The 19,276-nt window shown below is 37.2% G+C and carries 22 protein-coding genes, 2 pseudogenes and 2 riboswitches; of the genes and pseudogenes, 3 read left to right on the plus strand and 21 right to left on the minus strand.

All coding sequences use genetic code 11. The annotated features are described in order from the left end of the window. The first annotated feature begins 714 nt into the window (after positions 1-714). Positions 715-1,704: a GMP reductase gene (gene guaC / locus IQ19_RS18575; RefSeq protein ID WP_144544003.1), complete on the plus strand. Its 990-nt coding sequence runs from the start codon at positions 715-717 to the stop codon at positions 1,702-1,704. Between the two features lie 259 nt (positions 1,705-1,963). On the opposite strand, the gene IQ19_RS27825 is transcribed toward guaC, so the two are convergent. The 5 genes from IQ19_RS27825 to IQ19_RS18590 form a co-directional block, all read right to left on the minus strand. Further along, on the minus strand, positions 1,964-2,140 hold the full coding sequence (locus IQ19_RS27825) for a hypothetical protein (protein WP_158638856.1): 177 nt from the start codon (positions 2,138-2,140) through the stop codon (positions 1,964-1,966). A gap of 176 nt (positions 2,141-2,316) precedes the next feature. Then, a complete protein-coding gene (locus IQ19_RS18580; protein ID WP_144544005.1) occupies positions 2,317-2,970 on the minus strand; it encodes a DUF1801 domain-containing protein in 654 nt (217 codons plus the stop codon). A 115-nt stretch (positions 2,971-3,085) separates the two neighbouring features. Then, positions 3,086-3,238 (minus strand): hypothetical protein, encoded by a 153-nt coding sequence (locus IQ19_RS28150; RefSeq protein ID WP_199749500.1) that lies wholly within the window; start codon positions 3,236-3,238, stop codon positions 3,086-3,088. A 116-nt stretch (positions 3,239-3,354) separates the two neighbouring features. Beyond that, a complete protein-coding gene (locus IQ19_RS18585) occupies positions 3,355-4,545 on the minus strand; it encodes an aminotransferase-like domain-containing protein (RefSeq protein ID WP_144544007.1) in 1,191 nt (396 codons plus the stop codon). Positions 4,546-4,917: 372 nt separating this feature from the next. Further along, on the minus strand, positions 4,918-5,391 hold the full coding sequence (locus IQ19_RS18590; protein WP_415802526.1) for an NAD(P)-dependent alcohol dehydrogenase: 474 nt from the start codon (positions 5,389-5,391) through the stop codon (positions 4,918-4,920). On the opposite strand from IQ19_RS18590, the gene IQ19_RS29300 reads away from it, so the two are divergent. Beyond that, on the plus strand, positions 5,282-5,560 hold the full coding sequence (locus IQ19_RS29300) for a hypothetical protein (protein WP_394139489.1): 279 nt from the start codon (positions 5,282-5,284) through the stop codon (positions 5,558-5,560). The two genes, IQ19_RS18590 and IQ19_RS29300, sit on opposite strands and share 110 nt — an antisense overlap. 96 nt (positions 5,561-5,656) lie before the next feature. Here the strand turns inward: IQ19_RS29300 and IQ19_RS29305 are convergent. The 13 genes and pseudogenes from IQ19_RS29305 to IQ19_RS18655 form a co-directional block, all read right to left on the minus strand. Next, a pseudogene (locus tag IQ19_RS29305) lies at positions 5,657-5,824 on the minus strand (DinB family protein); the annotation flags it as partial. Positions 5,825-5,968: 144 nt separating this feature from the next. After that, on the minus strand, positions 5,969-6,190 hold the full coding sequence (locus IQ19_RS18605) for a DinB family protein (protein ID WP_144544009.1): 222 nt from the start codon (positions 6,188-6,190) through the stop codon (positions 5,969-5,971). Between the two features lie 314 nt (positions 6,191-6,504). Further along, entirely contained in the window at positions 6,505-7,149 is a 645-nt protein-coding gene (gene bluB / locus IQ19_RS18610; RefSeq protein WP_144544012.1) for a 5,6-dimethylbenzimidazole synthase, read from the minus strand. Positions 7,150-7,376: 227 nt separating this feature from the next. Next, a complete protein-coding gene (gene cobT, locus IQ19_RS18615; RefSeq protein ID WP_242021061.1) occupies positions 7,377-8,408 on the minus strand; it encodes a nicotinate-nucleotide--dimethylbenzimidazole phosphoribosyltransferase in 1,032 nt (343 codons plus the stop codon). Between the two features lie 165 nt (positions 8,409-8,573). Continuing rightward, positions 8,574-8,726, minus strand: a riboswitch (cobalamin riboswitch). A gap of 180 nt (positions 8,727-8,906) precedes the next feature. After that, positions 8,907-10,244, minus strand: a complete 1,338-nt coding sequence (locus IQ19_RS18620) for a DUF5050 domain-containing protein (RefSeq protein ID WP_144544014.1) — start codon at positions 10,242-10,244, stop codon at positions 8,907-8,909. Positions 10,245-10,602: 358 nt separating this feature from the next. Continuing rightward, positions 10,603-10,947, minus strand: a complete 345-nt coding sequence (locus IQ19_RS29030; RefSeq protein ID WP_144544016.1) for a phosphatidylglycerol lysyltransferase domain-containing protein — start codon at positions 10,945-10,947, stop codon at positions 10,603-10,605. Beyond that, complete coding sequence (locus IQ19_RS18630) at positions 10,919-11,713, minus strand: phosphatidylglycerol lysyltransferase domain-containing protein (protein WP_144544018.1); 795 nt, start codon at positions 11,711-11,713, stop codon at positions 10,919-10,921. The genes IQ19_RS29030 and IQ19_RS18630 overlap by 29 nt, the downstream gene beginning before the upstream one ends. 301 nt (positions 11,714-12,014) lie before the next feature. Continuing rightward, on the minus strand, positions 12,015-12,542 hold the full coding sequence (locus IQ19_RS18635; RefSeq protein ID WP_242021047.1) for a nitroreductase family protein: 528 nt from the start codon (positions 12,540-12,542) through the stop codon (positions 12,015-12,017). 23 nt (positions 12,543-12,565) lie between these two features. Next, complete coding sequence (locus IQ19_RS28620) at positions 12,566-12,793, minus strand: nitroreductase family protein (protein ID WP_242021048.1); 228 nt, start codon at positions 12,791-12,793, stop codon at positions 12,566-12,568. A gap of 205 nt (positions 12,794-12,998) precedes the next feature. Beyond that, positions 12,999-14,036 carry an NAD-dependent epimerase/dehydratase family protein gene (locus IQ19_RS18640; RefSeq protein WP_144544020.1) on the minus strand — a complete coding sequence of 346 codons (1,038 nt, stop codon included), beginning with the start codon at positions 14,034-14,036 and terminating at the stop codon, positions 12,999-13,001. Positions 14,037-14,315: 279 nt separating this feature from the next. After that, entirely contained in the window at positions 14,316-14,888 is a 573-nt protein-coding gene (locus IQ19_RS18645) for a GNAT family N-acetyltransferase (protein WP_144544022.1), read from the minus strand. A 145-nt stretch (positions 14,889-15,033) separates the two neighbouring features. After that, positions 15,034-15,399, minus strand: coding sequence for a PH domain-containing protein (locus tag IQ19_RS18650; RefSeq protein ID WP_144544024.1), 366 nt, complete (start codon positions 15,397-15,399; stop codon positions 15,034-15,036). Between the two features lie 45 nt (positions 15,400-15,444). After that, a complete protein-coding gene (locus IQ19_RS18655) occupies positions 15,445-16,023 on the minus strand; it encodes an O-methyltransferase (protein WP_144544026.1) in 579 nt (192 codons plus the stop codon). 122 nt (positions 16,024-16,145) lie between these two features. Next, positions 16,146-16,252: riboswitch (SAM riboswitch) on the minus strand. Between the two features lie 681 nt (positions 16,253-16,933). Between IQ19_RS18655 and IQ19_RS18660 the strand changes: the two genes are divergently transcribed. Continuing rightward, entirely contained in the window at positions 16,934-18,013 is a 1,080-nt protein-coding gene (locus IQ19_RS18660; protein WP_144544028.1) for a metal ABC transporter solute-binding protein, Zn/Mn family, read from the plus strand. Between the two features lie 152 nt (positions 18,014-18,165). Here the strand turns inward: IQ19_RS18660 and IQ19_RS18665 are convergent. The 3 genes and pseudogenes from IQ19_RS18665 to IQ19_RS28625 form a co-directional block, all read right to left on the minus strand. Beyond that, positions 18,166-18,336, minus strand: a pseudogene (locus IQ19_RS18665) (transposase); the annotation flags it as partial. A gap of 258 nt (positions 18,337-18,594) precedes the next feature. Then, complete coding sequence (gene rpmG / locus IQ19_RS18670) at positions 18,595-18,744, minus strand: 50S ribosomal protein L33 (RefSeq protein WP_095312352.1); 150 nt, start codon at positions 18,742-18,744, stop codon at positions 18,595-18,597. Between the two features lie 26 nt (positions 18,745-18,770). After that, complete coding sequence (locus tag IQ19_RS28625; RefSeq protein ID WP_242021049.1) at positions 18,771-19,037, minus strand: hypothetical protein; 267 nt, start codon at positions 19,035-19,037, stop codon at positions 18,771-18,773. Between the last annotated feature and the right edge of the window lie 239 nt (positions 19,038-19,276).

Here is a 19,276-nt window from a genome sequence, read left to right on the forward strand (position 1 = left end):
ATTCAATGATCTTCCCCCTCGATTTATCCCACTGCCTTGCAGTGGGCTGTGCTTTAATTTTGCAGATAAAATAACTATGTTTTTGAATAACTAAATAACTGCTATATTTTATTTCACCTCTCCCATAAATCAAAAACGTTACGATTTAAACAAAATAGTTGATCTTTTATTTCTTTAATATGTATACTCGATATAAAAAATTTCTAGCTTGACTGCTAAGTTTATAACCATGTTTTTAAATCGTAATTATTACGATTAATATCGTAACCAAAATTTTTCTTAAATGCAAGTTTATTAAAAAAATATTCATATAGTCCTTTTCCATAAAAAATCTTTTCATAACGTTTCCTAGACTAATAGGTTCATAAATCCATTTACAAATTTTAAGAAAATTTGATTGAATTTAATGAAATGAGAAAGAAATTTTTTAATACATTATCACTTTTACGCGTTTTCACTTTAATGGGTTGAAATGGCATTCTGAATTGTATAAAATGTAATTGGTCGACTATCACAAATCGACCCCCTATTATCCATTGAGCTTAGGAGTTTTCTAAGCTCTTTTTTATTAGCGGATGAAATCCGATTGAAAGCACTCTGCTGCTTGCATGATGCTTTCCTTACCTTTTTGTATAAGATCGATTGAAACTGAAAAACCTATCCATGCAATGGGCGTATAACTTATTCAGCTTCGTTTGTATTAGGAGGATTACGATGGAAAATGTATTCGATTATGAAGATATTCAATTAATTCCGGCAAAGAGTATCGTCAATAGCCGATCTGAATGTGATACAACGGTATTTTTAGGGGGACGTCCGTTTAAGCTGCCTGTAGTGCCTGCCAATATGCAGACGATTGTAGATGAGAAAATTGCCATATACTTAGCGGAGAATGGGTATTTCTATATCATGCATCGATTCGAACCAGAGAAGCGGATTTCTTTTATGAAAGATATGAAGGCACGCGGATTATACGCTTCGATCAGTGTTGGCGTGAAAGAAGGCGAATTTGGGTTTATCCAGCAAATAGCTGATGAAGATCTATCACCGGAATACATTACCATTGATATCGCTCATGGGCATTCCAATGCTGTCATCCAAATGATTCAGCATATTAAGAAATACCTTCCTCAAAGCTTTGTGATTGCTGGTAATGTCGGAACCCCGGAAGCGGTCAGAGAATTAGAGAATGCTGGTGCTGATGCCACAAAAGTTGGAATTGGACCTGGTAAAGTATGCATCACAAAGATTAAGACTGGATTTGGAACGGGCGGCTGGCAATTAGCAGCACTTCGCTGGTGTGCAAAGGCAGCAAGCAAGCCGATAATAGCTGATGGAGGTCTTCGCACCCATGGTGATATTGCTAAATCCATTCGATTTGGTGCAGCAATGGTGATGATCGGTTCCTTATTTGCAGGACATGAAGAGTCACCTGGAAAAACCATCGAAAATGAGAAAGATGGAAAGCTCTATAAAGAGTACTTTGGTTCAGCCTCAGAATTTCAAAAAGGTGAAAAGAAGAATGTTGAAGGCAAGAGAATTTTAGTCGAGTACAAAGGATCATTAGCAGATACGCTGAAAGAAATGGAGCAGGATCTTCAATCCTCCATTTCATATGCAGGCGGGAACAAACTGGACGCCATCCGCCATGTGGATTACGTTATTGTTAAAAACTCAATTTTCAATGGGGACCGGGGATTTTAAAATTTTCATTACCAGGTGAGCAAGAATAGACTTGCTCACCTTTTATTTTGAAAAAAATATTAGGGGTAAAATTCTTGTCACCATTCTCTTCCATTACAATCATTTAAACCTTATCAAAAACAAAAAATTCTTCCTTTATAAAAAACCACAGAAGGTGCGTCAGGCAGGCACCTTCTGTGGTTTTTTTATTAATTGAACCCACCTACGTTACGCAAAACGGGCCAATTTAAAAAGCAAATAATTTATGTACTCTTTGAGGTTAAGATCCTATAGACTGTTCTACTGCATTTTCCCAGCTCGGAAAATAATACAATGCATTTTTCATAAGCTCTGGATTTGATTTCTTTACTTGCTTCTTTCGAGGCGGCTGCCCATCTTTTTCCCTAAGTTCAGAGATCCCGGTTAATACTTCTTCCACACTCATACTTGTTTCCACTTCATTCCTCCTGTCTGGATTCAACTATATAATTTCCAGGTGACGAAAAATTATTCAGCTTTACTGCAATACCATTCTTTTATTTTTTCCATTTTGAATATTACCTGCAATCTAAAAAGAAGTGTGAATGAACGCAAAGTGAGGTAATATCTTGGAGTTTGATTAATTGATTTTTCTTATCGAATGTTCTTGTGCGATCCGTCACAGTTTGGCTTTTTCTGAGATAATCCACATGTGCAGTCATTTAATCCCTTTCCATCGAGAATTTTCGGCATACATTTTTCAATCCTTGATACTCGCGTTTTGGATTGTTTGGGTTGAGAAAAGTGAAGAATGTATGCTCTTTGCCGCCCCGGCGTCAATGCTTCAAAAGCAGTTTTCAAGGCAGGGATTTCATCGAATTTATTTTGAAGTTCTTCAGGAATTATGTATTCTTTATGCTCTTTGGATTTTACTTCCAAACCGGCTTTTTCAACTTCAATAGCTTCACTAATATAGGCTTTCAAGATGGCTTCCATTTCAGCTATTTCTTGAACATTGGTGAACCGAATCTGGCGCGCCGCCTGTACATTCTCCGTTTGCTGGATCAGAATCCCGTGGATATCCTTTAACAACGCACCTTTGTGAAACAGAAGCGCACAATATTCTTTAAATCCATGTATTAAAACGATGTTTTTATTCTCAAACGTGTAACAAGGATGCATCCACTTAAATTCTTCGGTCAGCTCACAGTCAAGAACGATACTTCTCAACTTCTCAAATTCTTCCTTCCACTTTTCAGCTTTACTTAAAAATTCATCCACCTTAGTGTTTGTTCTACTATTTGTCATCCAGGAACACTCCTCTTCAATTTTTCGCTCAACTGCCAGTCAAGAATGATCATCCTCAATTCCTTCCAATCTTTCTGTCACTTTTAACCTTTACTTAATCTCCTAGGAGTCACTGTTAATGGTGGTAGTTGATCCTTTTTTCATAAGGCTCTTTCTCATAAATTGTTGTTTTTGCTTTTGAATTCTGCCCGTTGATTTCCGCTACAGGCACTTGCTTTCCGCGGGGAGGAATGCGAGCCTCCTCGGCTTCGCCTGCGGGGTCTCCCACTTCCCTCTCCTCCCGCAGGAGTCAAGTGCCCTCAGCTCCAATCAACTCAGCAAATTAATCGGCGTTATTGAAAGGCAACAAACTTTATGAAAATAGCCTTTCATAAAATAATTTTATTAAAGACCAGCTTCTACGACTCTCCCCAGTCTCCGAATCCCCTCTGCTATTTCCTTTTCATCCTCATAACTGAAGGAAAGGCGAAGAAATTCCGTCCCATCTGCTTGATTCATGAAAAAGTATTTACCAGGAATATAAGATACCCCTTCCGCTAGCGCTGCTGCCAACATTTTTGATGTATCGACACCAGAAATTTTCATCCACACGAAGTAACCGCCTTCTGGCACATACCAGGAAGCTGATTCAGGCAGGTACTGTTCAAGTGCCGAGAGTAGAACGGCACATTTGCCCCGGTATGTGTCTCTCAAGGTTAAGAGCTTTGCCTCAAAATCGGTGTTTGCTAAATATACAGCCATGGTTGCTTGAGCAAACGGATGGTTCAGATCTTTTTTAAACCAGGCGGATGCATGAATGATTTCCCTTGCTCCTGCTATCCATCCAATACGCATTCCTGGTGCCACTATCTTGGAAAATGAACCGATATGCAGAACTCTTGACATTTTATCCATCGCTTTCAGTGTTGGAAGATTCTTATAAAATGATAATTCCCCATACGCATCATCCTCTACTATTAAGAAATTATAGCTGTCGGCCAGCTCCAATAGATGCTGCCTGCGCTCTGCAGTCATAGTCGTCCCTGTTGGATTTTGAAAAGTTGGTATAGTATATAGAAAACGCGGCTGAGCTAGCCCATTGCGCTTCCTTTCGGCTAAAATCTCTTCCAAAACATCAGTTTGAAGTCCATGCTTATCTACAGGAATACTGATCAGATGTTTCGTATAATTTTGAAAAATTTCTAAAGCTTCCATATAGGTGGGAGACTCTACTGCCACGATTGACTCCTCATCCAGGATAATGCGGGCAATTAAATCGATCGCCTGACAAGCGCCAGAGGTTATTAAAAGCTCTTCTTCAGAAACAGAGATACCTCGCTCTTCCAATCTTTTTTTGATCTGTTCCTTTAGTTTTAAAATGTTTGGACTTCCAATATAATGGAGCGGTAAATCACGTTCCTCTTCTAATAGACTGGCAACAGCTGCCTTTAGCTCCTTATCCGGAACAAGGGCAGGTGCTGGATAGCCGCAATGGAGACGAATACAATCTTCAGGAAGCTCTGGAATCCACTCCCCAGGCGGAATATTTTTTAGAGCTGCTTTGATGTTTTCAGGAAAAAAAGATGCAACATTCATTTCTATCTACACCTTTCTATTACATTGCACTAGTTTACTATTGATTATAAACTTCTTACCTGAGATGCTCCACCACTCCCTTAACGAAGTTTTTAAATATACAAAGGATTAATTAAGGCTAAATGTTGACACATCATAATATAAAGATAATTATTGAATGGGTGAAAACTTTTAAATATATTACAGGGTGGTCCATCCTATACTTCATCTAAAAAACCCCAATGTCTCAGTGATATAAATGAGGCATTGGGATTTTATTCTGCAGCAATCTGGCTCTAAAATGAAAAGGAGGGCTAAATCCTTGTTCCACGATTGTGAGTAGTTGCTGTAGACATCCGATTTTAAACTCAATCACACGTTCATAACAAAATATTAAATAGTTATAACAACATCTCCCTTTTTTTGTCCTGATTCAACATACCTGTGTGCCTCGGCAGTCTGATCAAAGGGAAAGGATCTATCTATGACCGATTTAATCTTCCGCTTCTCAATAAGCTCCTTGAGGAAAATTAAATCTTCAGGCTTTTCCTGAGACAACGCACAGACCACTTTCTTACTGCTGAACATCGAAGTCCATAGCATTTGATAAAGCTGTTTTATCTTAAAGCTGGCTAAAAGATATTGTCCATTTTGCTTTAGAGAGTCTTTACAACCTGAAAACGAACTTTTTCCTAATATGTCAAAAATAAGATCGTACGTTTCACCGTTCGTGGAAAAATCCTCTTTTGTGTAATCAATGACCTTATCAGCACCCAGAGATTTCACAAATTCTAATCTCAAGGTACTGCATACGCCGGTAACTTCTGCGCCAAAGTATTTGGCAATCTGTACCGCCGCTGAACCTATCCTGCCTGATGCACCATTTGAACGATTCAATGAAAAGCTGGAAAAACCATTTTTGGGACTTGAATCCTTTGGAGAAATAGCCGGATTTGCGCTGTTTCATGAAGCAAACCATTTGGGACATATTCAAGCGATGGAACGGGTAATTAATCATACAGGAGTAAAGAACTAAAAAAGGAAAGATCATTTTAATTTCAGTCTTAAAAGTTAGAAAGGATGCCCAAAGGTATGAAGTGCATACCTTTGGGCAATCCTTTCCTATATAAATCTAATCTCTCGTCCCCAGCACATCAGTATTTGGGGGTTCATACCCTAACTGACGGGACATCGCCATAATCTGTCCTTTGTGATGGTATTCGTGAGTGACAGTATGCATGAACAGTTTTTGAGGAGTCAGTGAAATCGCCTCAGTAGATTTTCTCCAAAAGAATTGGTTGCACGATTAAATGATCTTTCCAATATGATAAGTGTTATGTGTGCAAAAGTTTGATAAAGCCCACTACCATAGGCATCTGCAGGAAAATGTGGGATTCGTTCATGCAGTTTTGATTCCGTGGCAGCCTGAACCTCTTGTTGCCAATCAGCTAATCCCTCCTCTAATCGTAAGTTCTTGCCAGTTCATTTCGGTAAAATCTTCAGCAGAAAACGTCGTTGGATTTTCTACAGGAGGACTCACTACCTCTTCTCTAAAACGTTTCAGCCACCGCTCATTATAGAAGTGAAGATGCTTTACGATCTCACCAATGGAATGAGATCCTTCATTTTGCTTCCACAATACATCCTCTAAACTCAGTCCCTTCAATGCCGTACTTTATGGTTGAATCCAGCTATCCTCGTTACGGCATACTGCCAATTGATCTAAGATAAACTCTTTTTTACTCATTAACACGTACCCTTCTACAATTAATTATGTTTCTCACCATAGTAAACTTAGATGTGCGAAAATCTAAATAAAACTTTCCCATCATTATCACCCCCTTTCATTTTTAAATGCCACATCACTTCTTGAACTAATATCATTAACAAAAAAAATGACCCTTCAAATGGAAGGATCGGAATGTTCAAAACAGCTGAATAATTTGAAATTTTTTCCAAACTTTTAGTAGATCTAAATTTTTAGTTCCCCCCCCATTTGTTATTAAAAATAAGGTGTTCTAATGTTTGTCTTTTTTCCCAGTTGACCAATTCTAAAATAGGTTGTTTGGGGTATTCATCAGTGTAACCAATCGAAATAATAGCAATAGGATCAATATGAAGGGGTATTTCTAAAATATCTCGAATATCAGCCTTTTTATAGAAACTAACCCATCCCATCGCCAATCCTTCAGCACAAGCTGCTAGCCACATGTTCTGAATTGCACAAGCTGTTGACATGATATCGGTTTCTGGAATTGAATTACGTCCTAGTACATGTGCCCCCCCTCTTGAAGGATCACATGTTACGCATATTGTTAAAGGAGCATCTTTTATCCCTTCAACTTTAAGGCTCAAAAATTTTTCTGCTCGATCATCATCTTCATAATGTATAGCAAGTGCTCTTCGTTCCTTATCTGCTGCCCAAGCCAATCGTTTTTTTAATTCATTAGACTCAATCAAAATAAAGTTCCAAGGTTGCATAAAACCAACTGATGGTGCATAGTGAGCAGCTTCTAAAATGCGACTTACTGCTTCCTTTGGTACTGGGTCAGGTAAAAAGTTTCGAATATCTCTTCTAGTGGATATGACTTTATAAATTGCTTCTCTTTCTTCATTAGAAAACAGGGAAAAACACCTCCGATTTACTTGTACAAGTTTACTAGTTCTTTATTTTAGACAACATCTGAATTTTAAGGGGTAAGAACAATTTATAAACAAGTATTACTGCATATGCAAGCCATCTTTCAGCATAAACTAAAAGGGCTGTGAAACCCTTGTTTCACACGAATGAGCAAATTCGTTCTAACAACAATAATTCTTACAGAGCCAAAAAATAATAAAATCTTTTGTTTCTAATTGGATATTCCTGCTGATGTAAAAGTTGCCATCTCTTTTAGCATCAGAGTAGCTGATTGTAATAAAGGAAAAGCAACTGCAGCCCCACTTCCTTCTCCTAGTCTCATTCCTAAATCAAGTAGTGGTTTTTTTCCTAACAGTTCAATAGCTATATGATGACCAGGCTCAACTGAACGGTGTCCGATAAACATATAATCAGTAACCTGACTTGATATCATTTTTGCCACCAATGCGGCTGTGGTAGATATAAAACCATCAACCAGTATGGGGGTTCGGTTACTAGCTGCTGCAAGCATTGCACCAGCCATTCCAGCAATCTCCAGCCCGCCGACTTTTGATAAAATATCAACGGGATCTTCAACATTTGGTTTTCTTTCATAGATAGCTTTTTTAATAATCTGTTGTTTGTGTATTATTTTCTCTGATTTAATTCCTGTTCCCCTTCCGACGAGTTTCTCGACACTCTCCCCGCTAATAACAGCTAATATTGCACTGCTAGTTGTCGTATTTCCAATTCCCATTTCACCAAGTATAAGACAATTAATACCGTCATTAATCATTTTCTGTCCTTGTTCATATCCAATTTGAATCGCTTTGATTGCTTCATAAATCGACATAGCATTTTCTTTATAAAAATTTGCAGTTCCATAACGTACCTTTTGACAGATTAACTTATCTTGTTCAATATCAGCAGACACCCCGATATCCACAACTTTTAACGAAGCGCCTATATACTTGCTAAATACATTAATAGCAGCCCCTCCATTTAAAAAATTTTCAACCATCTGTTTCGTTACTTCTTGAGGAAAAGCAGAAATCCCCTCAGCAGTCACACCATGATCCGCCGCGAATACAAGGACTCCAGGTCGTGCAACCTCTGGAAATGGATCACTTGTCATTTTTGCAAGTTCAATCACTAATTCTTCTAACCTTCCAAGACTCCCTGGTGGCTTCGTTAATGAATCTACGTAGTTTTTTACAATGGCTCCCATTTCATCATTAAGCATCGGTATAGATATAGTTGGCATTACTTTCCCCACAGCTTCATTGTCCTTTCTCATGTGAAAATTGTTTATTGTACACGAAAAAACCTTAACTTTAGAAGTTAAGGTTTTAGATATGCACAATTATAGAATTAAAGCAATCTCTAAAAATGTGTATATACAAAATCCTTTCCTTCCCACCGAAGAATTCGGAAATTCAATTTAAAAGCAGGTCTCCTGGCTTACGCTTTATATTTCGGGGACTTCAGCGTTTACAGTAGCGGGGGCTGCATCGGATTTTCACCGGTTTCCCTATTATCCCTTAACATTTTAATCAAGGGCACTTTTAAATTTCTATTTAATTTAGATCATTAAACTTTAATAAAAAACAATTAGGAAGATAATTGTAACAATGTCTCTATAATATCAAAAAAATTTAATAGATACTATAAGTATTAATTTAATGATGTACATCAAATCGGTAATTTAATGCACCTAAACCTAATGAAACGTACAATGTGAGTAAATTTTGAAGCTCAAGCACTAATACAGAGTTTGCTTTTGTGTCCCATCTGTTTTTATTCGATAAACCATCTTTTCTGTTCTTGTGTAGTAAATCCACTCATTAAAAATGTTTATGTTCGTTACAAACTCTTCATTTAAAAATGTTTTATTAGTTCCATCAAGCTTCATTTTAAAGAGATCACCGCCAGGTACATCTACAGTGGTATAGTATATCCAACCATTGGACACATTGAAAGTTGAAGTAGGAACATCACTTAATTTGATTTTGTTTGATCCATCCAAAGTCATCTTATAAATTCTATTTTCATCTGCTGGATTTCTGAAATAAATCCAATAGCCATGTATTTGAATATTGTAGGCACTTGTATCATTTAGTTTTGTTCTTTCCGTTCCGTCAATTTTTACTTTGTATGGTTTTTGGCCATCTGATACATTTTGGTAATAAATCCAATTACCGATTAGGTTAATAGCGGAGGATTGATCTTCATTTAATTTTATCCTTCCTGTTCCATCTACGTTTAATCTATATAATTTAGCACCGTCCGACTGATTTGCATAGTAAATCCAATTACCTGCAACCAAAATATCGGTAGAACCATCATCCGTTAATTTTGTCCTTTCTGTACCATCAATTTTTATTTTGTATATCTTCCCATTATCCCTGCCATTTCGATAATAAACCCATCCATTTAAAACATTAATATAGGTTGGATCATCATTGGCCATTAACGGTGTATCCATTGTCAAATCTGTTTTAATTTTAGATAATGTTCCGTACAATGCTGTACCTTGCCGTTTATTATAATAAAGCCATTCATTTTCTTTACCAACAATGCCACTGTTCAATATATTACCTGCTGTATTCCCCATCCCCTCCATAGACAAATCTTCAGTAAGTGATAGTAAATATTGATTCTCCTGGGTTAGGACATTGACTCTATTTTTCAATTCATCATAATCAGAAGTAACCCTAATTACCTGATTTGTGGCATCCCATACTACCTTGGCTCCTACCCGGCTAAACTCAGCAATTGGAACGTAAATATATGGATAGGTTGCGCCTTCAGGTTGAAAATTTAATACTGGATACAACCCAGTATTAATATCTACTTCATTAACCAAAATGGGTCTATCTGCAGTGTAGGCTGTAACAGGTTTATATTGCAATTGTCGAACTACTATATCCTTTTTCGAAGTTTGATTGGGAATTAAAAGCGATTGGCCAATATAGATGAACGGTCTTACAAGCTGATTTAGGGAGACAATGCTTTCCACAGTAGTATGGAATTTCTTTGCTATTAAATATAAATTATCACCTGGTTGGACAACATATTTAAAATCAGGATTTCTTTTCACTATGGCACCCTTCCTTTTTCAGACTACATTATTTATCTTATTAGCCTGTAAAAGAAAAGTGCCTAATTGATCCTTTAAAAAGTACCATAGTCAAAGTGAATTGCGTGATTTAACTAGGGGTAGTACCAGTAAAGCTGTCACCACCCTCAATAAGGAAATGTCAAGATTACAATAAGTTATTCATTTTAATACTTCAAACACGTATACCCCATCCTGTATTAGATGGGGGTATACATGTTTGTTTATAAAGGATACTTTAACGATAAAGTGGTTTAAAAATCTAAGTTTTATTCCACAATCTGGCTCGATTGTGGAAGATCCTTAATTCTAATTAATTAAGTAATAGATTATGAGTTATTTATCCCGCATTTTTAAACAAATACTTAATCTTATCAATTACATACTTTGGATGTGGCTGGCTGTTGATTAATAAAAGCAATTGAATGACGGCAATTGGCAGGAAGGATTTTTTGTATGCTAAATACTTCAGTTCCCACGTGCAGGCAAATTTACTTTTAAATTCTTTCAGCCCTTTAAAGTTATAAAATGAATTTCCATGAAGATAGGCTAATCGTGCCAACTTTTCTTTTTTAAAAGAAAATGGACTATCCCCGACATGTGCAAGAGGCGACATTCCTAAGCTGCAGCGCTTATAGCCCCTTTCTTTTGCCCATTTAAAAATGTGAATAAATAAAACATCCATCGTTCCATGCGGGCTGTCGGAAAACTTCCTCACTCATTAAATCAATGGTCATGGTCTTTTTATAATCGTTCGCCAGTGTCGCAAACGCTACGATATTTCCCTCTGGGTCCGAAACACAAGCAATCGGAAAACAAGAAACATACTCCTCACTGAAAGATACAACAGAAAATCCCTTTTCCTTTTGTTCCCCCAGCCATGAATCCGAAATCACTCTAAGCTCTGACAGCAAATCATTGGAATAAGGAGGATGAATCACATTAAAGGTGTAAGAATTACGGTTGAATTTATTAAGCCTCGTCCGCAGCCTTGCCCCCTGTTTTCCCTCAAGGGTAAATTTATCGAGACTGACAATCGCCTCCTCCCCTAATTTGAGGAACCGATAGCCTGTGTCATGGTAATAGTGCATGAATCGAGGGCTAATTTGATAAAAAACAGGTGTAAGCCCTATGCTTTTACTATACTGATTAAATTCTCTAATGGCCGCTTGAATAGACGATTCTTCGCCAATAGGGTCACCGAGAACAACCAATTTATTTCCGATTTTCTTATAGGCAATTAAAACTCTTCCATCCTGCGCCCAGTACACATCTTTATCCTGCAGTATGATGAGGTGTGACAGATGGTTTCCGCCTTTTTCTTCTAAAAAAGGAATAATCCGCTCTAGATCAAGCTCTTCGTAAGCTGAAGAAAACCTCTTTGTATCCCTATATAAAAAATAATTTACAAAACCAATAGTAAATAAAAAGAAAAGTGTCATTCCAATCATTAAGGTAAACCTCCTGATAAAATTCACCTTAATAAAGATAACATACAAATACTTGAATAAATAGATTATTTCTTTTCTAAAAGTTTTAAAAAAACCACCCGCTCATAGGAATGATTAAAGTGAGGGATTGTCAAGGCCAAAGCAATCAAAGAGTATTCTTTAGAGTATTTAATATTATCGGATAATTACCTTTCATTATAGATAATACCGGTTCAGTTATTACAGTAATACGCCCTTTTCTGGAGTAATTAAAGGACGACACCTTATGCTGGAATTGCTCCCTTTAGTTCAAGAACAAACATCACTCATTATTCATAAAATTTTGCATCTCCAAGTAATTCAGCACTGTCTGTGAAAACTCGTGGTGAGATTCTTTCGTATACTTGGCAATGGTATAGATTTGAGCAAGATTCTTTAATCCTAATCGTTCTATCATTTCTTTAAGCTTAGGGATGTCCATGTAGCGTTTCCATCCCTTTTCATCTCTCTCTTTGTAAATTTCAAGAATTTCTTTATCTGAATAATCACGATACTGATCATAGTGAACAATACCACGCTTTGGCAGTCGATCACGCTGGGCAGGTTTTTCTGCGGGATACCCTAATGAATAACCCACAACTGGTACGATATTTGGCGGTAAGTTTAGCAGCTCACCAACTTGATCGCAATTTGCAAGCGTTGAGCCCATATAGCAAACGCCTAGCCCAGCATTTTCAGCTGCTAAAGCACAGTTTTGCGCTGCCAAAGTCGCATCAATGGTACCTATCATAAAGCTCATGAAATTATCAAAATGTACAGGTGCATCTTTGAGCGAAAGCCATTTTCTCATTCTATTAAAATCAGCACAAAATGTTAATAGTATAGGGCATCAACAACCATCGATTGTTCCATATGTGCGGTATATAATTTTTTCTTAAGCTCTTTGCCTTTTGTGACGACAATCGAATAAGATTGCATATTGCCGCTTGAAGAGGCACGAATGCCCGCATCTAATATTTGATCTAGCAGTTCTTGTCTTACTTCCCTATCTTCATATTCTCGTATGGATCTGTGCCCGTGTATAACATCGTTGAATTCCACAGAATCACTCCTTTTTTTGTATCTGCTTGAACTTTTTCTTGTATTCGTTTTTGTTTTAATTCCAGTTGATTATAGGGCCTCTTTCATTTCTATAATAATGTAATAGTAACTAAGTAACCTGATGCTTTTATGATTGCTTGTGAACTTTAACTCTATCGTCATTTGTGGAATAATAAAACCTATTTCTATTGGGGTAATTACCCCATCACAATGTCTCCTTTTTCTCTTTTTGGAACCAGGCATCCAGCAGCTCTTGCTCTTTATTACGCGATATCCCTGCTTTTCGTACTGAATCCTGTCTCACTTTCTCCCATTGATATACATCATGAATTGTTTCTTCAAGCGGAGTGAAGGAAAGCCCGTTGTCTAAGGCTTTTTTTACGCTGATGCACATTTTCCACGGTTTAGTTTCTCCTTCTAATGGGAATTGTTCAGGGATCCATAACGGCATTTCCGTCCATGGCTGTATATGATGATCCAATACAAATTGTTCATCTGCCCAGACAAATTTGGCATTGCTATTTGTAACTGATTTACACGTATTCAAAAGCTCTTCCATCGTCAATTTATGATCGGGACCTGTTACATTGAATGTACCAGCTTTTCTTTTTTCCGCCATATCAAACACCCATGTTGCTATATCCTTCACGTCGATCAACTGAATTGGACGGTCCGGACGTCCCGGCACCACTATGTTTCCACCTTCCGCGACACGTTGAACCCAATATGGGAGCCGATCCGTATAGTCAAACTGTCCAACAAGCTGACCTGCTCTGATGTGCAACACTCGCCCCGGCCAATATTTCTCTGCTTCTGCTTCACATAGCACTTTCAATGCGCCGTAATACTCATAAGGAGAAATTCTCCCTTCCTCAACGTCTTTCAATCGATCCTGAGGCATGGACTGTAAATGATAGTCTTCTGTTATAGTGAGAGGAATCCAATCTTTATAAACAGAGATGCTAGAAATGTACGTATAATGTTCGATGCTATCTCCAAGCACAGCTGCGATTTTGTTAATTTGGTGGGGAGCGAATCCACAGGTGTCCATTACCGCATCCCAATTTCTGTTTTTCAGCTGTGAAACATCACCATCTCTATCACCGATGAGCTGTTTCACTTCGGAAGACGCTTCTTTATTGTTCCCGCGATTGAATAACGTGATGTCATGGTCTCTTTTCAACCCTTCTTCTACCAACGCTTTACCTAAAAAACGAGTACCTCCCAATATTAGAACCTTCATACTTTTCCCCCGTTCACTTTAATAGCTTGCAATAAATACATTCATTTTATATAACGTTTTTCCTTCTTTAAAAGATACGGAGAGTATGAAATGAAAACATTTTATTGATAAGTTATTTATCCTAAGTATTATTCCATTATCTAGACCTTATCATAAAAAAACGCTTTTCTTATTTCAGAAAAGCGCCCATAATGGAAAATCTTACTTCAGAAGCTATTAGTGCAGATTATCCCCTAGTTGTTCATAAGATCATACTCTTTCTTAATTTAAAGTAAAACCTTAATAAAGTAAGTGTTCTTCGAAATGTTTTTTTACTTTTCCCCAATCTTCCTTTATGACACTATAAAGGACAGTATGGCGAATGATCCCTTCTTTTCGTATCATATGATTTCTAAGAATTCCTTCTTTTTCAGCCCAAATTCGTTCTATTGCTTTTTGAGAACGGAGGTTTTCATGTCCGGTTTTGATTTGTACACGGTTAAGGGAAAGGTCTTCAAAGCAATATTTTAATAATAAATATTTACAGTTTGTATTAATATTTGACCGCCAATAAATAGGGTTCATCCAAGTTGAACCGATTTCAAGCCGTTGATGTTGTTTTGACATATCGAGAAACCAGGTAGCACCGATTATTTTCTCTGTTTTTTTATTTACAATTACATACGCAAAATCGGTACCTTGCTCACGTTTTTGCAATGCATCTTGGACATATTGAAGTACGCAGCTTTTCTCCGTTAAATCGACAGACATATGCTCCCATATACGTTTATCCTGCGCAGCTTCATAAATTCCTTCGACATGATCAAGTTTCATTGGAATTAACTGGACAGCATTGTTTTCTAATTTTTGCATGTTATCACTCCTTGAATCTATAAAACCATTTTTCTACTATGAAATAAATAGCCAAAAGTAACGAAGCGCAGCAAAGTACGACACCGTATGTCTATATTTCACCGTTTTAGAGAAAAGCAGATTCTTTACCATTAGACCCATTGGATTAAATCTGAATTTTTTCTTCAGTGCATATTTTATCCTTAACAGCAATCATAAACTCAAACATATTCATCCCTTGAATTTGCTGGAATTTAAACACATCTTGATTATAGTACATATGAATATGCTTGCCGGTTATTCCTCTTTTTTCTTCAATGGATGTGATTTTCCTATACGCAAACTCTTCAACCAATTCCTTTTTTGATTCTGATACTGGAATCCCATAGAATAACAGTCTTTTGTTCGTAGCAACAAAATAGCCTGCCTGTGGAACTAAACAATAATAAGCTACGAATGAACAGCTTAAACATTCAATTATGTTTTCACCATCTTGCAGCAATTGTTCAACCTGATTTTTTACAAGAGTCATTGAACGATTCCCCTCAGTTCAAATTAATAATTTCATATTTATAAATCAAACTGCAGTCTTTACTGCCAATAGTAGCCCAGTAGACCAATCCATTTCTGTTATGTCCAGATCAGGTCTGTTTTGTAGCGTCTTCAGGAGTTTAGTTGCTCTGATTCGATATGTTTCCGGCAATCTCGTTACCGGAAACACATCATGAATCACATAAAAACCTCCCACATTTAAATGATCCAAAGTTTTGTCCAGCAGCTCGAATTTTCCCGGCCATGTATCTGCAAAGATAAAATCAAACCGTTCAGACAGGTTTTGAATATATGCTGCTCCGTCCTGGCAGCAAAATGATACTCTTCTGTCATGCCCGAGGTACTTTTTTGCGATGGATTGCACTTTGGAATCAATGTCAACTGTTGTAAGCGTGCAGCTTTCATCCATTCCATCGATAATCCATGAAGCAGACGCTCCTGTCCCTGTTCCTAACTCTAAGAATTTTCCTCCTGGTTTTGAGGCAGCCAGTCCCTTTAGTAAAAATCCTGTTTTTCGATCACATGACTGCTGGAAGCCGAGCAGTTCTGATTCTTGTAATATTTTCACGTAAGCTTCCGGTATCTTTATAACGTTGCTTTCCATGTCAATTCCCCCTCTTCCATATCTTTTAGATCGTGTCTTTCCATCCATTAAATCCGGCTCCATTTATATTAAGGCAACAAAAAAGGCCTCTTAACATAAGAGGCCTTTGCTTTCAATCCGACCTCTTATCTCCCAGAGCGTTAACTCTGTTGGAATTAGCACCTTCCTGAAATAATCAGGGGTTGCTGAGGCTTCGCAGGGCCAGTCCCTCCACCTCTCTGGATAAGAATTTGATTATGGAATTATGTTTAATTTTGAATAAGTATTGCATAGTTTCAGAAAAATGGCAACTTAATTATCTTCCTTAATAAAACTTTTCCTTTTTTTGCAGGTCCGAAATCATGAGTACAAAGTTACTATAAAAAAGCTGCTAAAACTCACAGGTCCTGCTAAATAGCGAGACTGACGTGAAACCCCATCCATAACGCTACTAAAAAAGAGCTCCTTCATATAATAGGAGCTCTTAAGTGTTTTATTTTCTTCATTATTAAATGGCCTAATCTCAGGAATATTGTTTTTACTGAGCCTAAATAACAACCGTAACTGATAGTTTTTTTATTATTTCATCTCATTCAACCAAATCAAAATCATTATGATTTAAATGATATAGATAATCATTGCTTCTTAAATATGTATGCTTCGTTTTAAAGAATTTCTATATTGGTCCCATATTCGTAACCATATTTTAAATCGCAACAATTTCGATTAACATCCAAATCAATCTTTTTCTTAAATGCAAGCTTTTTTTAAAAACCATTCTAATAGTCCACGGTCATATAAAGAATTTTTTCATAGTTAAAGTTTCCAAAAATAAAGATTCATAAATCCATTTACAAATTCATAGGGTTAATTTAGAATGTAAAACGTAATAATTACGATTTATCAAAATAAATTAGATAGGAGTTAAAAAATGAGAATCAAACAGTTAGCAGCCACTTCATTTTTGGCCTGCAGCCTTCTTTTAGCCGGCTGTGGAAGCTCAGAAACAGCTAGTGAAGGGGCAGACAACGAAAATAAAGAAGCTTTAAAAGTCTATACGACCATTTATCCTCTGGAGGATTTTACCCAAAAAATAGGCGGTCAGTTTGTTGAAGCGCAAAGTATTTACCCGCCAAATGTCGATGCCCATTCTTACGAGCCTTCCACAAATGACATGATTAGCCTGGCAAAATCAGATTTATTTATTTATACAGGAGTCGGCATTGAGGGGTTTGTAGAGAAAGCCTCTAAAGCATTGGAGAAGGAAAGTGTAAAAGTACTAAAAGCCGGAGAAGGAATTGAACTTATTGAATCCGCCCATGATGAGCACAATCATGAAGACGAGGAAAATCATTCAGAAAACGAAGATCATGAGGGTGAACATGGGCATTCAGAAAGTGAAAATCATGAAGATGAACATGGGCATTCAAAGGATCATGAAGGTGAAGAAGCCGAATCACATGAACAAGACGAACATATTCATGGTGATAAGGATCCTCACGTTTGGCTAGATCCAATTCTATCAATTGATCTTGCGAATACGATCAAAGATTCGTTAATTGATCTGATGCCAGAGCACAAAACTGAGTTCGAAGCCAATTTTAATCAGCTGAAAAGCGATTTAGAAAAACTGGATAAGGAATTTGAAACGACGATTGACAGCTCCAAAACGAAATATATATTAGTCGCCCATGCGGCCTACGGTTATTGGGAAGAGCGTTACGGCATCGAGCAGATTGCCATTGCTGGTTTATCGCCAACACAGGAGCCCTCTCAGAAGGAACTGCAAGCAATTATCAACGAATCATCTGAGCATAACCTTAACTATGTGATTTTTGAACAAAATGTATCCCCAAAGGTGGCAAAAATAATCCAAAAAGAAATCGGAGCAAAATCACTCACTCTCCACAACCTAGAAGCTGTTACAGAGGATAACATTAAGGAAAAAGATGATTATTTCAGCATTATGCGCAAGAACTTAGAAACTCTTAAGACTGCTTTAAATGAATAAAAAAGTGGTATATAATTTAATAATGTGAAAAAGAGGCTGACTCAAAAGATTGTTGAACGACAATTCTTTTGAGTCAGTTTTTTATTTTAGGATCATTTCTCTTTATTTTCGAATTAAATAATCAAAACTAGTGGGATCCCCCCTTTAACTTCTCACACTTTATTTTTTCTAAGTTCATCCCACTTTTTCAAATTGTGGGCAACACAAATAAGACACCAATCCGTGATGTTTTTAGATAGGCCTCTTAGTGAAATCAGATAAAATTTTCGGTTGTGTTTAATTTGTCCGAATACAGGCTCGACATCTATTTTTCGGTTTCTGTACTTTTAACAGTGAATATAGAAAAACTCAAATCTATAATCCTCTTTAAAGAACAACAGCCTATTTCTACCAAAAAAAAGAAATAATCAGTATGCATGTTTTTCTATTTTAATTCAGCATCCCACTATATTTTTGATTTCTAAGGGCAGACGAGTTTAGGTGCTTAACCACAAACACACCCACCCTTTTTCTTTTCACTTTCTACAGCTATTCTGCTGACCAAAAAATTGTTATAAGAATCTAAGTTAAAATATTGATTCTTACTTGGTTTCACGGTGCAAAGTATGTTTCTTTAAGCGTGGTGAATACTTCATTAATTCGATCCGGTCAGGATTGTTCCGCTTATTTTTGGTGGTAATATAATTCCTGTCCCCTGTCTCTGTACAAGCAAGTGTGATCTTTACTCTCATTTTAAACTCCTCCTGATATTTAGTTCTTAAACACTTCGGACAATTCTTTCTGCAGCCTGGCGTGCCCCTGAAATATTTCGGATAATCGGCCCAATTCCCAATTCTGCAAGAGGACCTGTTACATATAGATGAGGACACCATTCGAGAGATTGGCTGACAATCGGGTATCCGCAATTTGCACAAGGAAGGCCAAACTTTTCAATTGCTTTTTCAAGCCAGCTTCCGCCAGGTCTTGATGGCCTGAACACCGTCGCAAAAACAACCGAATGCGCTTTAACTTCCTGCGTGTGCACTGAAAGGATAATTTCCTGGTTTTCCCCTTCCTTCGCGGAGGTGATCTCGCCATCTATCAGCTTTATTGTTTGGTTATTCTCAAGTTTCTTAAGCTTATGAAATAATTTCTGACGGCAAAGATCCCCGGTTTCTTGCCTTTTTGATTACTTCTCTTCGTTCGGAATAATCCATGATTCGCAGGTAAGATTTTTGATATTTGGGTCCCAGCCACCCTGGATCACTGTCAAAATCAAAAATC

Source organism: Cytobacillus oceanisediminis (genome assembly GCF_007830235.1).
GTDB classification, from domain to species: domain Bacteria; phylum Bacillota; class Bacilli; order Bacillales; family Cytobacillaceae; genus Cytobacillus; species Cytobacillus oceanisediminis.

What these genes read in the sequence shown, in the direction of transcription:
- IQ19_RS18630 (WP_144544018.1), bottom strand. Translation starts at nt 11,713, where the DNA reads ATGATTGGAATGACACTTTTCTTTTTATTTACTATTGGTTTTGTAAAT.
- guaC (WP_144544003.1), top strand. Translation starts at nt 715, where the DNA reads ATGGAAAATGTATTCGATTATGAAGATATTCAATTAATTCCGGCAAAG.
- IQ19_RS18585 (WP_144544007.1), bottom strand. Translation starts at nt 4,545, where the DNA reads ATGAATGTTGCATCTTTTTTTCCTGAAAACATCAAAGCAGCTCTAAAA.
- rpmG (WP_095312352.1), bottom strand. Translation starts at nt 18,744, where the DNA reads ATGAGAGTAAAGATCACACTTGCTTGTACAGAGACAGGGGACAGGAAT.
- IQ19_RS18580 (WP_144544005.1), bottom strand. Translation starts at nt 2,970, where the DNA reads ATGACAAATAGTAGAACAAACACTAAGGTGGATGAATTTTTAAGTAAA.
- IQ19_RS18660 (WP_144544028.1), top strand. Translation starts at nt 16,934, where the DNA reads ATGAGAATCAAACAGTTAGCAGCCACTTCATTTTTGGCCTGCAGCCTT.
- IQ19_RS18640 (WP_144544020.1), bottom strand. Translation starts at nt 14,036, where the DNA reads ATGAAGGTTCTAATATTGGGAGGTACTCGTTTTTTAGGTAAAGCGTTG.
- IQ19_RS18635 (WP_242021047.1), bottom strand. Translation starts at nt 12,542, where the DNA reads ATGAGAAAATGGCTTTCGCTCAAAGATGCACCTGTACATTTTGATAAT.
- IQ19_RS18645 (WP_144544022.1), bottom strand. Translation starts at nt 14,888, where the DNA reads ATGCAAAAATTAGAAAACAATGCTGTCCAGTTAATTCCAATGAAACTT.
- IQ19_RS29300 (WP_394139489.1), top strand. Translation starts at nt 5,282, where the DNA reads ATGACCTTATCAGCACCCAGAGATTTCACAAATTCTAATCTCAAGGTA.
- IQ19_RS18655 (WP_144544026.1), bottom strand. Translation starts at nt 16,023, where the DNA reads ATGGAAAGCAACGTTATAAAGATACCGGAAGCTTACGTGAAAATATTA.
- IQ19_RS29030 (WP_144544016.1), bottom strand. Translation starts at nt 10,947, where the DNA reads ATGGATGTTTTATTTATTCACATTTTTAAATGGGCAAAAGAAAGGGGC.
- IQ19_RS18650 (WP_144544024.1), bottom strand. Translation starts at nt 15,399, where the DNA reads ATGACTCTTGTAAAAAATCAGGTTGAACAATTGCTGCAAGATGGTGAA.
- cobT (WP_242021061.1), bottom strand. Translation starts at nt 8,408, where the DNA reads ATGCCAACTATATCTATACCGATGCTTAATGATGAAATGGGAGCCATT.